The organism is Pseudomonas sp. CCNWLW23, assembly GCF_037095675.1.
Classification (GTDB): Bacteria; Pseudomonadota; Gammaproteobacteria; order Pseudomonadales; family Pseudomonadaceae; genus Aquipseudomonas; species Aquipseudomonas atacamensis.
The window spans coordinates 109345-123874 of the sequence record NZ_JBAWKM010000006.1; the positions used below are offsets into that span (position 1 = coordinate 109345).

The 14530-nt window shown below is 59.7% G+C and carries 16 protein-coding genes; 12 read left to right on the forward strand and 4 right to left on the reverse strand.

The window, feature by feature from the left end; translation table 11 throughout:
- The first annotated feature begins 146 nt into the window (after nucleotides 1-146).
- Nucleotides 147-1334, forward strand: a complete 1188-nt coding sequence (locus V8J63_RS10640; RefSeq protein ID WP_123442512.1) for an MFS transporter — start codon at nucleotides 147-149, stop codon at nucleotides 1332-1334.
- A 39-nt stretch (nucleotides 1335-1373) separates the two neighbouring features.
- Here V8J63_RS10640 and V8J63_RS10645 read toward each other — a convergent pair whose 3' ends face one another.
- Entirely contained in the window at nucleotides 1374-2411 is a 1038-nt protein-coding gene (locus tag V8J63_RS10645; protein ID WP_122507326.1) for an alpha/beta hydrolase family protein, read from the reverse strand.
- Between the two features lie 167 nt (nucleotides 2412-2578).
- The gene (locus V8J63_RS10650; protein WP_336464011.1) at nucleotides 2579-3190 is read right to left on the reverse strand and encodes an FMN-dependent NADH-azoreductase; all 612 of its coding nucleotides are present in this window, start codon (nucleotides 3188-3190) and stop codon (nucleotides 2579-2581) included.
- 126 nt (nucleotides 3191-3316) lie between these two features.
- Between V8J63_RS10650 and V8J63_RS10655 the strand changes: the two genes are divergently transcribed.
- Nucleotides 3317-4225 carry a LysR substrate-binding domain-containing protein gene (locus V8J63_RS10655; RefSeq protein ID WP_125916232.1) on the forward strand — a complete coding sequence of 303 codons (909 nt, stop codon included), beginning with the start codon at nucleotides 3317-3319 and terminating at the stop codon, nucleotides 4223-4225.
- Nucleotides 4222-4581, forward strand: coding sequence for an MmcQ/YjbR family DNA-binding protein (locus V8J63_RS10660; protein ID WP_125926850.1), 360 nt, complete (start codon nucleotides 4222-4224; stop codon nucleotides 4579-4581). Before V8J63_RS10655 ends, V8J63_RS10660 begins: the two co-directional genes overlap by 4 nt.
- A 119-nt stretch (nucleotides 4582-4700) precedes the next feature.
- Here V8J63_RS10660 and V8J63_RS10665 read toward each other — a convergent pair whose 3' ends face one another.
- Entirely contained in the window at nucleotides 4701-5129 is a 429-nt protein-coding gene (locus V8J63_RS10665; protein WP_071172405.1) for a DUF1294 domain-containing protein, read from the reverse strand.
- Nucleotides 5126-5956, reverse strand: a complete 831-nt coding sequence (locus V8J63_RS10670) for an undecaprenyl-diphosphate phosphatase (RefSeq protein ID WP_122692612.1) — start codon at nucleotides 5954-5956, stop codon at nucleotides 5126-5128. Before V8J63_RS10670 ends, V8J63_RS10665 begins: the two co-directional genes overlap by 4 nt.
- Before the next feature lie 304 nt (nucleotides 5957-6260).
- On the opposite strand from V8J63_RS10670, the gene V8J63_RS10675 reads away from it, so the two are divergent.
- From V8J63_RS10675 to V8J63_RS10715, 9 genes are all read left to right on the forward strand, one after another.
- Entirely contained in the window at nucleotides 6261-7895 is a 1635-nt protein-coding gene (locus tag V8J63_RS10675; RefSeq protein ID WP_125926852.1) for a methyl-accepting chemotaxis protein, read from the forward strand.
- A gap of 230 nt (nucleotides 7896-8125) precedes the next feature.
- A complete protein-coding gene (gene pnuC, locus V8J63_RS10680; protein WP_130887296.1) occupies nucleotides 8126-8689 on the forward strand; it encodes a nicotinamide riboside transporter PnuC in 564 nt (187 codons plus the stop codon).
- Nucleotides 8686-9210, forward strand: a complete 525-nt coding sequence (locus V8J63_RS10685; protein ID WP_051600449.1) for an AAA family ATPase — start codon at nucleotides 8686-8688, stop codon at nucleotides 9208-9210. Before pnuC ends, V8J63_RS10685 begins: the two co-directional genes overlap by 4 nt.
- Before the next feature lie 322 nt (nucleotides 9211-9532).
- On the forward strand, nucleotides 9533-9982 hold the full coding sequence (locus tag V8J63_RS10690) for a hypothetical protein (protein ID WP_336464012.1): 450 nt from the start codon (nucleotides 9533-9535) through the stop codon (nucleotides 9980-9982).
- A 1-nt stretch (nucleotide 9983) separates the two neighbouring features.
- Nucleotides 9984-10556: an adhesin gene (locus tag V8J63_RS10695; RefSeq protein ID WP_130887297.1), complete on the forward strand. Its 573-nt coding sequence runs from the start codon at nucleotides 9984-9986 to the stop codon at nucleotides 10554-10556.
- A gap of 73 nt (nucleotides 10557-10629) precedes the next feature.
- Complete coding sequence (locus V8J63_RS10700; RefSeq protein ID WP_336464013.1) at nucleotides 10630-11628, forward strand: heme utilization protein; 999 nt, start codon at nucleotides 10630-10632, stop codon at nucleotides 11626-11628.
- Between the two features lie 66 nt (nucleotides 11629-11694).
- On the forward strand, nucleotides 11695-12375 hold the full coding sequence (locus V8J63_RS10705; protein ID WP_336464014.1) for a C39 family peptidase: 681 nt from the start codon (nucleotides 11695-11697) through the stop codon (nucleotides 12373-12375).
- Between the two features lie 43 nt (nucleotides 12376-12418).
- Nucleotides 12419-13165, forward strand: a complete 747-nt coding sequence (locus tag V8J63_RS10710; RefSeq protein WP_073474520.1) for a hypothetical protein — start codon at nucleotides 12419-12421, stop codon at nucleotides 13163-13165.
- Nucleotides 13166-13210: 45 nt separating this feature from the next.
- Complete coding sequence (locus V8J63_RS10715; protein ID WP_041479694.1) at nucleotides 13211-14527, forward strand: hypothetical protein; 1317 nt, start codon at nucleotides 13211-13213, stop codon at nucleotides 14525-14527.
- Nucleotides 14528-14530: the final 3 nt, after the last annotated feature.

A 14530-nucleotide genomic window follows, 5' to 3' on the forward strand; every position in this document is an offset into this window, starting at 1 on the left:
GCGAGCAGGCTCGCTCCCACATTGATCGTTCCCACGCTCCGCGTGGGAACGATCAATAAGGCGAAGTAGTTAGCCTGCTTTCTTTTATCCCGGCCCCGCGCCATGATGTCGGCAACTCTCCCACCGCCGCCCGCGAACGAGTGCTCATGTCTGCGCAGCCACTGCCACCGCAAAGCTCCCTGGCGATCACCCTGCAGATCGTCTCCATCGTTTTCTATACCTTCATTGCCTTTCTCTGTATCGGGTTGCCGATTGCGGTACTGCCCGGTTACGTCCATGAGCAACTGGGTTTCAGCGCGATCATTGCCGGCCTGGTGATCGGCTCGCAGTACCTCGCCACCCTGCTCAGCCGGCCGATGGCCGGGCGCATGTCGGACACGCTCGGCACCAAGCGGGCGATCATTTATGGCTTGTGGGGGATTGTCCTCAGTGGCGCGCTGACGTTGCTGTCGACCTTGCTGCAAAGTTTTCCGCTGACCAGCCTGTTGATCCTGATTGCCGGGCGCTTGTTGCTCGGTATTGCCCAAGGCCTGATCGGCGTCGGCACCATCAGTTGGTGCATGGGCCAGGTCGGTGTCGAGCATACGGCGAAATCCATCGGCTGGAACGGCATTGCTTCTTACGGCGCGATCGCCATTGGTGCGCCGCTAGGCGTGGTGATGGTTGCCGAATATGGTTTTGTCAGCCTTGGCCTCGCGCTGTCGGCGTTGGCGGCAGGTGCGCTGTGGTTGATCCGCAACAAGCCTTCGGTGCCGGTGATTCGTGGTGAGCGCCTGTCGTTCTGGGCGGTGTTCGGCAAGATTGCGCCGTACGGAACCAGCCTGACGCTGGCCTCGATCGGCTACGGCACGCTGACTACGTTCATCACCCTTTATTACCTCAACCGAGGCTGGACCGGCGCGGCGTACTGCCTGACTGTGTTTGGCGTGTGTTTCATTCTGTCGCGATTGCTGTTTATTTCGGCCATCGCCCGCTTTGGCGGGTTTGCCTCGGCCATCGTTTGCATGTCGGTTGAAACCGTCGGCCTGGTGATGTTGTGGCTGGCGCCCTCCACTGCGTATGCGTTGATCGGCGCAGGGCTGGCGGGGTTTGGGCTGTCTCTGGTGTACCCGGCGCTGGGGGTTGAAGCAATCAAACAGGTGCCGAGTTCCAGCCGTGGTTCAGGGTTGGGGGCTTATGCGGTGTTCTTCGATCTGGCACTGGCGATTGCCGGGCCATTGATGGGCGCGGTGGCGTTGAATCTGGGCTATTCGTGGATTTTCTTCAGCGCGGCATTGTTATCGGTGACCGGGTTGGGCCTGACCTTGTTGCTCAAGCGCCGCGCACTTTCCTGAAAGCAGACAATTCAATTTCCCGTGGGAGCGGTGTTTGAGTTATTGATCCGCCGTCTGCATCCCGGCCCGTGTCGATCTGCCCAGTGCATGAGCAAAAAATCGTCCGGCCTCGGAGATCAGGTTGCGGTGTATATCCTCGCGATCCACTCCGTCGGCATCGGTGCACAACGCCGGCATGGCGCGGATCTGCTCTTCGGTGCACGGCGCCATGAACACGAAGTGCCCTGCTCCGGCCAGCAGTTTGAAGTCCGGCGCGGTGGGCAGTTTGCGCGCCAAAGCCGCAGCGTTTTTATCGAAGGCCACCAGTTTGTCGCCGTCGCCGCTGTAGAGCAGCACCGGTACGTGCACATCGGCGAGGGTATGGCGGCCGAACTTGAGGCTCAGCGGCGCCATCAGCAATAACGCGTGTACCCGTGGATCGGCCACCGGCTGCAAGTCATCGCGATCAACAATCAGCTCGCCCTGGGTGTTGCAGGCGTCGTGATCGTCCGGACGTTCCTGGCAATAGCGGCGCAGACGATCCAGATCCGGTTGCGCCCCGGAAAGAATCAACGCGGTCTCGCCACCGGCCGAATAACCGATCACTCCGACCTGTTCAGCATTGACGAACGGCGCCAGCATGTTGTCGGCGAGGGTGGCGGTGATCGCTTGGGAAATCTGGATTGGCCGGCCGTAGAGATTGCTCAACGTGCCCAGTCGGCTGTGGTCGCGCCAGTTGTCACCGGGATGAATCACCGCAACCACGACAAACCCTTTGCGCGCTAGCGACGTCGCCAGATCATGCAAGGCCAGCGGCGTGCCGGTATTGCCGTGGGACAGCATCAACATGGGAAAGCGGCCGATCGCGACCTTGGTGTCTTCACCGGCCTCGACCGAGTAACCCTCAAGCAAACTCATGTGCTCGCGGTCACTGGACGGATAAAAAGCGATGGCGCGCATCGGTTGCAGATCGAGCGGGTCGAGAAAGGTCATCTCGTGATAACCGACGCTCCAGACAGGGTGGCGCCCCGGTGCGGCCTGCACTGAATTCAGGCTGGCCAGCAGGCAAATCAGCAACAGTGCACAAAGATGCCTCATGAATGCCCTACCCTGTCGGACCACATCGTCGGATGTGCTGAAACTGCATAACCCGGGCCAGATTATGTAACAGCCAGAAACAAAAAACTCCGTATTCGGCCCTTGCGGAACCAGAATACAGAGTTTTTGGGGGATTACCTGAACATCAGCTGTTCTTTACGCAAGCCTTATGCGGCGGCGAACAGTTGCTCGCTGATCTTCTCTTGCGCAGCGCTCATGGCGTTGTTGCGCACTTCTTCGCCATAGGCCAGACCTTCAGCGCGGACGATTTCGATATCGGTGATGCCGAGGAAGCCCAGTACCAGCTTCAGATATTCTTCATGAGCGATGCCGCTGGCCTGACCGGCGTGGATGCCACCGGAAGTCGACACGATCACCACTTTCTTGCCACCGCAGAGGCCTTCAGGGCCGGCTTCGGTGTAGCGGAACGTCTGGCCAGCGACGGCGACGCGGTCGATCCACGCTTTCAGTTGGGTTGGAACGGTGAAGTTGTACATCGGCGCGGCAATCACCACGGCGTCGGCAGCGATGAATTCGGCCAGGGTCGAAGCGCTCAGCTCGGCTTCGTGCTGTTGCGCAGCGTCGCGCAGTTCGGCGGTGGTGCCGGCGGCAACCAGTGTGGTCGACGAGAAGTGGCTGATCGCGTCGGCGGCCAGGTCGCGGTAGGTGACTACGGCGCTCGGCTCGGCGGCTTGCCAGGCGTCGACGACTTGACGGCTCAACTGACGGGAAGCCGAGTTGTCGCCGAGAATGCTCGAATCGATGTGCAACAGTTTCATGTGGGTTCTCCTGAAAGAATCGCCGGCGGCGACGGAATGGGGACAATCCTACGCAACAAACCAATGGCTGATTAGTCGCCGACAATGCGATAGTTCGTCCCATTGATAGAACGACTGGAAACGCGCATGCAGGACCTCAACGATCTCTACTATTTCGCCAAAGTGGTTGAAGCCGGCGGATTTGCCGCCGCCGGGCGCTTGCTCGGTATTCCCAAGTCACGGCTTTCGAGAAGAATTGCCGAACTGGAAGACCGACTCGGCGCACGTCTGCTGCAACGCACCACCCGCCAACTCAATCTCACCGCCGTTGGCGAACGCTATTTGCGCCACTGTCAGGCGATGTTGCTGGAAGCGGAAATGGCTGACGAAGCGGTGGCGAGCATGTCCAGCGAACCGCGCGGGCGCTTGCGGGTGTCGTGCCCGACCGGGCTTGCCCATGAAATGCTGCCGACGGTGATCAGCGACTTTCTCGGCAAGTTTCCGCAGGTGCAGCTGGAGGTCGTGCTGCTCAATCGCCGGGTCGATCTGGTCACCGAAGGCATCGATGTCGCTTTGCGTGTGCGCGATCACGGTGATGAAGACCCGTTGCTGGTCACCCGCCGCTTGCGTCAGGCCCAGGCGGTGGTGATCGCCAGCCCGGCGTTCATGCAAGGCAAGACCATCAATCATCCGCAGGACCTGAAAACCCTGCCGGTACTGGGCGCGCTGGAAGCCGATCGCATGGTGCATGTGCGCCTGCTCGATCAGCAGGGCAAGAGTGTTGATCTGAGCATGGAAGCGCGGCTGGGCATTGATGACTTCGTGGTGCGCAAGGCCTGCGTCCTGGCCGGTCAGGGTTTTACCGTGCTGCCGATGATGTTCTGCGAAACCGAATTGCGTAACGGCACGCTGGTGCAAGTGCTGCCGGAATGGTCATTGCCCGGCGGCTGGTTGCAAGCGGTGTATCCGCACCGGCGCGGGGTAATGCCGGCGGTGCGCGCATGGATCGATCACTTGGTCGAATCGTTCAATGCCTGCGGGGATAGATTTCTATGAAACAGGGAAGAATGAGCGAAGCCGAGGTCGCCGAGTTTTGTCTGGCCCTGCCCGGCGCCCGGGAAGATTACAAATGGGGCGGCGTGCGGGTGTTCTCGATTGCCGGCAACAAGATGTTTGCCTTGCAGGGATTACGTGGGGATTCGCTGGCGTTCAAGGTCGACAAGGATCTGTTTCTCGGCCATTGCGACCGCCCGGGGATTCATCCGGCGCCGTATCTGGCGCGGGCGCAGTGGATCATCATGCACCCGCCCTACCCGCTGAGAGCCGAGGAATTGCAGGGTTTGTTGCAGCGATCGCATCAACTGGTGGTGAGCAAGTTGCCCAAGAAGACTCAAATCGGCCTGCTTTTGTAAGCACGCAAATCCTGTGGGAGCGAGCCTGCTCGCGAAGGCGGTTTGTCAGGCGACTCATCAGCGAGGATGAGATTGCTTTCGCGAGCAGGCTCGCTCCCACAGGGGATTTTCGATGGACGTTAAATCAGCGACAGCAAGTTCGATCCGAGAAAAATCTGGTCAATCCAGAACACCTGATGCAACAACACGATCGCCCAGAACAGAATCTGAAACGACACCTTGCGCGTCTTGTGCCGAAACACCTGCTGCGCAATCAAAGCTCCTGGCCAGCCGCCCGCCAGTTCTACCGCATGCAGGATGTTTTCCGGGGTGCGCCAGGCATCGGCGCGGGCCTTGCGTTTGTCGGCCCAGTACAGAAAGAACGCCAGCACACTGACAATCCCGTACGCCGCCAGCGGCACCCGCGAGATGCCGCTGAGCCACATCGACAGCGAGCCGAACAGCGGCAGCGCGCAGACGATCAGCAACACCACGAGCTTCAATTTCAGATGCTGAACGCGCCCGCCTGAAGGCCGCCCCTCAGGGCGGCGCGTGCGGGAATCGTTCATGCCTTGGCCGCCGACCAGTCCACCCAGCCGAACTGCCAGGTCGCCAGAATGAACAGGCCGAACGCAATCCGGTACCAGGCAAAGGCTGCGTAGCTGTGGCTGCCAATGAACTTGAGCAGGCCGCGCACAGCGATCATGGCGAAGATGAACGCCGTGACGAAACCAATGGCGAACACCGGGAAATCCGCCGGCACAAACAGATCGCGGTATTTGTAACCCGAATACACCGCCGCACCGACCATGGTTGGCATGGCGAGGAAAAACGAGAACTCGGTGGCCGTCTTGCGCGACAAGCCGAACAGCAAGCCACCAATGATCGTCGAGCCCGAACGCGAGGTGCCGGGAATCATCGCCAGGCATTGCGCGAAGCCGATTTTCAACGCGTCGGTCCAGCGGATTTCATCGACGGTTTCGGCATGCACTTCATGCTGGCGCTGTTCGGCCCACAGCATGATGATGCCGCCGATGACCAGCGCCGCCGCCACGGTGATCGGGTTGAACAGGTATTCGTGAATCAGATCAGCAAAGATCACCCCCAGCACCACGGCGGGCAAAAAGGCGATCAGCAGGTTGGTGGTGAAACGCCTGGCGCTCGGTTGGGTCGGCAGGCCGATCACCACGTCGAGGATCTTGCGGCGAAATTCCCAGACCACCGCGAGGATCGCGCCGAGCTGGATGATGATGTTGAACGCCATGGCCCGTTCGCCGCCGAAGTTCAGCAAGTCGGCGACGATGATCTGGTGTCCGGTACTCGAAATGGGCAAAAACTCCGTCAGCCCTTCTACAACTCCTAGAATCAGTGCCTGCAAGGCGGTCCAAAGATCCATCAATCCCCCAGAGAGCGATGCGCGCGGGCATGCCCCGATAGTATTTTTTCGTTCACTGCGTCCAGCGTAGCCGGTAAAAGCTGTAGCGATTGCGCGCGCACAGGATCCACACGAAACGGTAAAAATTCCGTGAAATATCAAAACCGGATTCAGGTTTTTGCGCGCGGGGCCGAAATCCTAACAGACAAGCCTTAATAGCGCTCCCCGCGTTAGGCGGCTCAAGTCGCGCAATCGCGAGCCCACAGCGGTGGCTGAATGCTGGCGATCGTTTATTACAAGAACAAGAATCCGGAGTGACAGCGTTATGAACAGCTTGCGCAGTGTGTCGATCAGCCGACGCTTGTGGCTCATCTTGATCGTGGCGGTGGTCATGTTGCTGACCTTGGGCGTGCTGATGCTCAAGCAGATCCACGACGACCTCTACCACGCCAAGGCGCAGAAAACCCAGCACGTGGTGCAGACCGCCAGTGGCCTGCTCACCTATTACCAAGGTCTTGAGACCGCCGGCACCCTGACCAGGGATGCCGCGCAAAAGCAAGCGTTGACCGCGATCCGTGGCCTGCGCTATGACCAGAGCGACTACTTCTGGATCAACGACCTCACGCCCGTGATGGTCATGCACCCGACAAATCCCAAGCTCGAAGGCCAGAATCTCTCGGCGATCCGCGACCCGGACGGCTTTGCGGTGTTCAACGAGATGGTCGCCATTGCCAAGGCCAAAGGCGCGGGCATGGTCAATTATCGCTGGCCGAAACCGGGTGCGACCGATCCCGTTGCGAAGACTTCGTACGTGAAATTGTTCGAGCCGTGGGGCTGGGTAATCGGTTCCGGCGTTTACGTCGACGATGTTCAGGCGGAATTTCAGGAACAAATGATCAAGGCGTCGGCGATCGGCCTGGCGATTGCGCTGATCATGGCGCTGCTGGTGATCCTGATCGCACGCAGCATCGTCCGTCCGTTGCAGGAGACCGTGAATGCCATGGCGAACATCGCCAGCGGCGAGAGCGACCTGACCCGCAGCCTTGATACCCACGGCAAGGATGAGGTCACTGAACTGGCCCATCACTTCAATGCCTTCACCGCCAAATTGCGCCGAGTGATTGGTGATCTGCAGGTCTCGGCCAGCGCTTTGGGTCAGTCGTCCAGTGAGCTGGGCAACGATGCCTCGCAAGCGCAGCAGCGCAGTCAGCAGCAATCGCAGCAGATGGAACTGGTCGCCACGGCGATCAACGAAGTCACCTACGGCGTGCAGGACGTGGCGAAAAACGCCGAACACGCCGCCGCCGAAATGCGTGATGCCGAAGCGCAGGCGCAACAGGGGCAGATCAACATTGACGGCAGCCTGCAACAGATCGACAAGCTCTCCGGCACGATCGATCAGGCGGTGGAAGTGATCCGCACCCTGGCGGCGGAGAGCACGCAGATTGGCAGCGTGCTGGAAGTGATTCGCTCGATTGCCGAGCAGACCAATCTGCTGGCCTTGAACGCGGCGATTGAAGCGGCGCGTGCGGGTGAACAGGGTCGCGGGTTCGCCGTGGTGGCCGATGAGGTGCGCTTGCTGGCCCAGCGTACGCAGAAATCGACCGCTGAAATTCAGTCGATGATCGAGCGTTTGCAGAATCACTCGGAGGCTGCGGTGAAGGTGATCGGCGACAGCAGCAAGGCCTCGCAATTGACCATCGAACAGGCGGGACTGGCCGGGGCGAGCCTTAATGCCATTGGCCAGGCGTTGCGTAATCTCAATGGCCTGAATGCGTCGATTGCCAGCGCTACCTTGCAACAGGCGCAGGTGGTTGAGGACATCAACCAGAACGTGACCCAGGCGGCCGGGCTTTCCCATAGCACCGCGTTGGCGGCTGAGCAATCCAGTGCAGCCAGCTTGCGCCTTGGGCAACTGAGCGAACAGCTCAACGGGTTGCTGCGCCAGTTCCGGGTCTGACCGGTCACCGAGGTGAGCCCACCCCTCACCCCAGCCCTCTCCCCGAGGAGAGGGAGCAGATCATTGCGCTTTTCATGATCTGCGTTCGACGCGATATTCCAGGTCAGCGTACCTCGACCAAACAACGCGGTCAGTTCCCTCTCCCTCCGGGAGAGGGTTAGGGTGAGGGGCTTTTGATCTGACTAATGCAGTACAATCCGCCCCCTTCTCAACTCCCCCAAGGATCCGCCATGTCCGGGCTTGAACTGTTTGCTGCTGCCCTCGGTGTCATCGCCGTGTGGCTGACGGTCAAGCAGAATCCGTGGTGCTGGCCGATCGGGCTGGTCATGGTGTTGCTCTACAGCTGGATCTTCTTTGAGGTGAAGCTGTATTCGGACATGTTGCTGCAAGTGATCTATGCCGCGCTGCAAATCTACGGCTGGTGGCAATGGACCCGCGCCGGGACGATGCATGACGGTCGCCAAGTCACCCGCCTCGATGCACGCTCGATTCTGCTCGGCCTTGGCATTGGAGCGATCGGCAGCCTGCTGCTGGGCGCGGCGATGGCGCACTGGACCGACGCCGCACAGCCGTGGCTCGATGCCGCGCTCACCGGTTTCAGTCTGGTGGCGCAACTGTGGATGGCGCAAAAACGCCTGCAATGCTGGGCGCTGTGGTTCGTCCTCGATGTGATCTTTGTCGGCCTGTTCATCTATAAAGGCCTCTATCTGACTGCCGGCCTGTATGCGCTGTTTACCCTGCTCGCAGTGCAAGGCTGGCGGGAATGGCGTGCCGATCCGGCGTTGCGCACATGAAAGTCGTTGTTCTCACCGGCCCGGAATCCACCGGCAAGAGCTGGCTGGCGGCAGGCCTTGAGCAGCGTTTCGGCGGCGTGCGCGTTGATGAATATGTTCGTCGGTTCATCGAAGACAACCCACGCGACACTTGCCTCGCGGATATTCCTGATATCGCTAGAGGCCAGTTGCAATGGGAAGATCAGGCACGGGCGAAACAACCCGAACTGCTGATTCTCGACACCCATCTGCTGAGCAACATCCTCTGGAGCCAGACCCTGTTCGGCGACTGCCCGGCCTGGCTGCAAAGCGAATTGCTCACGCGCCATTACGACCTGCACCTGCTGCTGTCGCCGCAACAGGTCGACTGGGCCGAAGATGGTCAGCGCTGCCAACCGGATCTTGCGGATCGCATGGCATTTTTCGAAGCCACCCGCGCCTGGTTGATTGAGCATCAACAGTCATTGCAAGTTATCGAGGGCAATTGGGCCGAGCGCCAGACGCAAGCCTTTGCGGCGGTCGAGCTTTTGCTGTCCAGCTGAGCCGCCTTGGGACGAAACTGTCCGTTTTTGAAACACTCCTCACCGCGCAAAGCCCCCGTCCAAACGCTGTTCATCACTCCGTCACGTCACCTGTTACGCCGATGAAACACATCGGCGCAAACCCTTGTTCCAGAGCTTTCCGACGTCAAGCACCGTCCAATCACCCATGCATGTGTCTCAGCGCTGAAACAGTACCCGCTTTGAGCATTCCCGGAAAACACCTAAGCCATTGAAATAACGCGACAATTCAAAACCGGCACAGCTTTCGCTCTCTCCTTCACAACGCTGAATAACCCAGCCCACTGAAGAAGGAATTGCAGCCGTGGGGAATTTCAATAAAAGCCTGACCTGCCTCCTGCTGATCGGATCAGCCGCCAGCGCATTGATCAGTGCCAGCGCCCAGGCCGACGGCAATGGAGTGATCGTCCTCAACCGCGACGTTCAACCCATCGCGATCGGTCGCAATGGCGGCAAAGATCCCTATCCAACCACGGTCAACGCCAACCCTTCGGCGCGGATCAACCAGACCCTCAGCAGTACCGAACTCACTGACGGTGATTTCGCCAGTGTCGCCAGCGGCTCATCGATTCGCGGCAACATGACCACGCCCAGTTCCAACCTGCCCGGCATGAACACTCTGACCAACCAGAACGGCCTGCCCGGTATGCGCACTGGCAGCGGCGGTGGTTCTGGCGCCTCGATCTCCAACACGGTCAACCGGGCGATGAGCACCGGGCTGGCGCCTCTGACTCGCATGGCCGGAGGCCAATGACATGAATCGCACCCTGCTGCTTCTCGCCCTGCTCGGCTGCACCAGCGCCATGGCCGATTCGGCTTCAGTGAACAAGGCCAATATTCAGGATTCCGGTGTTCAGTATCGCGGCAACTTCAATGTCAACCAGGCTGCCGGTGACCAGATGCAACAAGCCAACACCAAGGCGATTGCCATCGGCACCGAAGCCCATGCCACCACCAACGTCAGGCAAACCATCGACACGCCCGCCAGCCGCGCCATCGACGCGAGCGCCAATATCGGCGGCAACTCTTTCAGCAATGGCAACGGCATCCTCGGTGTGAACCAGGGCGCCGGTGCCAACAACCAAATGGCCAACGTCACGCGCGTCAGCATCAGTGCCGGCCCGCAGAGCGTTGACGACAGCGCCCTTTCACAACAGAACGTGGCGTTTATACCGAGCTCAGGAGCAACTGGTACTTCAATCGGCAGTCGCCAGGTCACGACCAGTGATCAGGCCTTCACCGGCAGCCGCGGGGTAATCCAGGTGAACCAGAGTGCCGGGGTGGGGAACCGAATGGCTAACACCCTGAGCATCCGGGTCGCAGACTGACCCAAACAAAAAGCAGTGCAATTAGAAAAGTCCCAACACTTAACCAACTAATAAGCACGACGGAGAAACAACCATGAAACCTACAATGGCTCTCAAACCACTGGTTTTCGCACTCGCAGCAGTGATGGCAATGGCAGCACAGGCTGGCGGCCGTGGTGACAATGATCATGGTAACGGGCACGGCAATGGACATGGCAACGGTCACGGCCAGCCACAAGGTCCGAATCTTGAACAACTGCTGCAGATCACCGCAGGCGCCGGCGCCGCTGTACTCGACGCACAAAACAGCGACGGCAACGTGGTGAAAAACCAGGGCACCCTGAACAACGCCAATGCCAGCGACTCGCTCAACGGCTCCAACGGCAACATGGGCGCCAACGTCGCCGCCGGCGACGGCAACCAGCAGGACAACGCTGCTGCACTGGCCACCGCTGACGAGAGCTTCATCTTCGGCAATGCTGTTGCCGCCTCGAGCGCGACTCAGGTGAACAACAACAACTACGTGAAAAACTCGTCCACCTTCAACAACGCCACGCTCAGCAATGCAGGCAACAATGGTTCCGGCAACATCGGCATCAACGTGACCGCCGGCAACTTCAACCAACAGAAAAACAACCTCGCCATCGCCGTTTCCGGTGGTCGTGTAGCGCAGGCCGCTGCCTCTGCCAACCAGTCCTCGACTGGCCTGGTCGTGGAAAACAAAGGCGTGCAGGCTTACAAAACCGACACCCTCACCGGTACTTATGCAGCCGCTGGCGCGTTCAAAGCCAAAGGCACCGCGACCATCGAAGACGACAACCACGGCGGTTGGGGCAACCGTGGCGGCGGCCATGGCGGCAACGATGATCAGAAAGCCAAGTTCGAAGCCGTGGGTACTTTTGGCCTCGCTGGCGTCACCACCCAACAAGTGTTGACCAAAGATGGCTGGAAAACTCCAGTCGTCAACAACGCCAACATGACCAACTCGATGAACAACTTCTCCGGCAACGGCGGAGCCAACGTCTCGGCGGGTGTGGGCAACCAACAAAGCAACTCGCTGTCCATCGCCGCAGGTTGCAAAGCCTGCATGTAAGCGCGATCGAAACGAAAGCCCCGGCAACGGGGCTTTTTTCCCAGGTTCCACAAGGCGTATTCGATCATGCGGACTCCTGCCCTCCTCGCTCTGCTTTGTCTGTGCGGCCTGACTCAGGCAGCCCAGATGCCGATCGCTGCCCTGCCGGGTGGCGTGCTGGTCTACAAGGACGTGCAAAGCATTCGTGAGCGCAAGTTTGCCGACATCGTCGAACAGAAAACCGATTTCAGCTGCGGCGCTGCTGCACTGGCAACGGTCCTACGCCAAGCCTATTGGCTCGACGTCGATGAGGAGCACATCATCAAAGGCATGCTGGTCCACGCTGACCAGGACCTGGTGCGAACCCAGGGTTTCTCCATGCTCGACATGAAGCGCTACGTAGAAAGCATCGGCATGCGTGCCCGTGGCTACCGGATCCCGCCCGAGAAACTCAAAGCGGTGACCATTCCGGTGGTGGTTCTGATGGACATTCGTGGCTACAAGCATTTCGTCGTCCTGCAGCGCTCGGACAAGGATTGGGTCTACATCGGTGACCCGGTTCTCGGCCACAAGCGCTACAAGCACGACGACTTTGTCAAAGGTTGGAACGGCATTGTCTTTGCCATCGTCGGCCCCGGTTACGACAAGGCCAATGCCTTGCGCAGCCCTCCCGTGCCGCTGACGGCGAAGAACTCGCTGGACAGTTTCAACCCGGTCAAAGATGCGGAATTGATGGATTTCGGGTTCATTCAGAGCGACTTCTTTTAATCGCCGAGTTAGAGAATGGGACTGGATGTCCCGGGAGCAGCAGATGAAAAGCTCATACTGGCTGGCCGCCGCCTGCCTGGCAGCGAGTGCGTCAGGTTTAGCCCATGCCGGATTCAAACCCATCGAAATCAAGGACCAGGAGCTCGCCGAGCTGCGCGGTCGTTACGTCATGCCGGGGCGGATCATCAGCTTCGGCATTGTCATGAGCAGCACCTGGCGCAACGCCAGCGGCGACTTGATCGGGGCCGCGACCTCGATGCAGATCCAGGCTGCAACCGTCAAACCGGAATTCTATGTCTCGACCATCAAGGAGTCGGGCAACGGCAGCACCCCCACCTTGGGCACCGGCACTGTCATCGGCGGTGCCGGCCTCAACAGTAGCCAGGGCGTTACGCAGAGTGTGCGCGCGGCGGGCGATGGCAATACCGCCAACAACAACGTCGCGATCAACGTCAGCGAAGCCAGTCAGGCCCCGGCACTGGTGCCGTCGCAGGGCCAGGCCCTCATCGCCGGGCAGACCATCAGCGGCAGCAACGGCGCCGGCAGTGTCGCGGTTTCGGCCAATGGCGGTGGCGTGCAAATGGCCATTCAGGCCAGCGGCAATCAAGGCACGGCACTGCAACAGGTCGCCCAGGGCGGGCTGCTGCAGAACACCCGTTTGCTGGGCAGCGCCAACGTGGTCAACAACCTTACGCAACTCAACGTCGTACTTAACAATAACGGCAGAAGCGCCGGTGCACTGGATTGCAACCTGACCCAACTCGGGGCCCTACGCAATATCGGATATTGAACTACGCTGAGTCTCGATCATTGGGCTTAAAGGGACGGCTTATTCATGTATCGATCAGTATCACTGCGTGCTGCAGTGTGTTTGAGTACCCTTCTCCCGGCGGCAATGCTGCAAGCAGCACCCGACGCCGATGTAGAAGCCCTGAAACGGGAACTTCTGGAACTGAGACAACGATACGAACAACAACAACAAGCGCTGGCGGTACTTGAACAACGGGTCCGCCAGGTAGAAGAAACACCCGCCGCCCCACCGCCAAAACGGCTGGCCAAATCGCCGTCCGACATGAAAGGCAATCGCGTCGCCGCCGGAGCCGCCACAGGCACCGGTGCGGCCGCTGCATCGGGAGGCGCTGCCGGGGGCAGTGGCGCATCCTACGGTCAATCACTGGCCGATGATTCACAACCGGCACAGAGCGTTTCCAATCTGTATGACGAAGCCAGCGGTTTCTTTGGCGGCGGCAAGTTCAGCGTGGAAACCGGCCTGACCTATTCGCGCTACGACACCCGTCAGTTGATCCTCAACGGTTTCCTTGCGCTGGATTCGATCTTCCTGGGCAACATCAACCTCGACCGGATCAAGGCCGACACCTGGACCCTGGACCTCACCGGCCGCTACAACTTCGATAACCGCTGGCAGTTCGACCTGAACGTGCCGGTGATCTATCGCGAGTCGACGTATCAATCCGGCGGCGGCAACGAGGGCGCGGCTGGCGTAACAACCGAAGAAACCGTGACCAAGGATCCAACCATCGGCGACGTCAACTTCGGTATCGCCTACAAGTTCCTCGACGAATCGGTCAACACCCCGGACGCCGTCGTCACCTTGCGCGTCAAGGCGCCGACCGGCAAAGACCCGTTCGGCATCAAACTGCGCCAGACCGACGCCAACTCCAACCTGTTCGTCCCCGACACCCTGCCCACCGGCAACGGCGTCTGGTCGATCACGCCGGGCATCTCGCTGGTCAAGACGTTCGACCCGGCGGTGCTGTTCGGCAGCCTTTCCTACACCCACAACCTCGAGGAATCGTTCGACGACATCAGCTCCACGGTCAACCAGAAAAACCCGGGCAAGGTGAAGATTGGCGACAGCTTCCAGATCGGCGCCGGTATCGCCTTCGCGCTCAACGAGAAGATGAGTATGTCGTTCTCGGTCTCCGACCTGGTGCAACGCAAGAGCAAGCTGAAACAAGACGGCGGCGATTGGGAATCGGTGGTGTCCAGTGATGCCAACGCCGGTTACTTCAACGTCGGCATGACCATTGCGGCCACCGACAACCTGACGATCGTGCCGAACTTGTCGATTGGTATGACGGATGATGCGCCGGACTTTTCGTTCAGTCTGAAATTCCCGTATTACTTCTAAGCA

Excerpts from the sequence above, each read along its gene's own strand:
- V8J63_RS10640 (WP_123442512.1), top strand. The coding sequence starts at position 147 with ATGTCTGCGCAGCCACTGCCACCGCAAAGCTCCCTGGCGATCACCCTG.
- V8J63_RS10645 (WP_122507326.1), bottom strand. The coding sequence starts at position 2,411 with ATGAGGCATCTTTGTGCACTGTTGCTGATTTGCCTGCTGGCCAGCCTG.
- V8J63_RS10650 (WP_336464011.1), bottom strand. The coding sequence starts at position 3,190 with ATGAAACTGTTGCACATCGATTCGAGCATTCTCGGCGACAACTCGGCT.
- V8J63_RS10655 (WP_125916232.1), top strand. The coding sequence starts at position 3,317 with ATGCAGGACCTCAACGATCTCTACTATTTCGCCAAAGTGGTTGAAGCC.
- V8J63_RS10660 (WP_125926850.1), top strand. The coding sequence starts at position 4,222 with ATGAAACAGGGAAGAATGAGCGAAGCCGAGGTCGCCGAGTTTTGTCTG.
- V8J63_RS10665 (WP_071172405.1), bottom strand. The coding sequence starts at position 5,129 with ATGAACGATTCCCGCACGCGCCGCCCTGAGGGGCGGCCTTCAGGCGGG.
- V8J63_RS10670 (WP_122692612.1), bottom strand. The coding sequence starts at position 5,956 with ATGGATCTTTGGACCGCCTTGCAGGCACTGATTCTAGGAGTTGTAGAA.
- V8J63_RS10675 (WP_125926852.1), top strand. The coding sequence starts at position 6,261 with ATGAACAGCTTGCGCAGTGTGTCGATCAGCCGACGCTTGTGGCTCATC.
- pnuC (WP_130887296.1), top strand. The coding sequence starts at position 8,126 with ATGTCCGGGCTTGAACTGTTTGCTGCTGCCCTCGGTGTCATCGCCGTG.
- V8J63_RS10685 (WP_051600449.1), top strand. The coding sequence starts at position 8,686 with ATGAAAGTCGTTGTTCTCACCGGCCCGGAATCCACCGGCAAGAGCTGG.
- V8J63_RS10695 (WP_130887297.1), top strand. The coding sequence starts at position 9,984 with ATGAATCGCACCCTGCTGCTTCTCGCCCTGCTCGGCTGCACCAGCGCC.
- V8J63_RS10700 (WP_336464013.1), top strand. The coding sequence starts at position 10,630 with ATGAAACCTACAATGGCTCTCAAACCACTGGTTTTCGCACTCGCAGCA.
- V8J63_RS10705 (WP_336464014.1), top strand. The coding sequence starts at position 11,695 with ATGCGGACTCCTGCCCTCCTCGCTCTGCTTTGTCTGTGCGGCCTGACT.
- V8J63_RS10710 (WP_073474520.1), top strand. The coding sequence starts at position 12,419 with ATGAAAAGCTCATACTGGCTGGCCGCCGCCTGCCTGGCAGCGAGTGCG.
- V8J63_RS10715 (WP_041479694.1), top strand. The coding sequence starts at position 13,211 with ATGTATCGATCAGTATCACTGCGTGCTGCAGTGTGTTTGAGTACCCTT.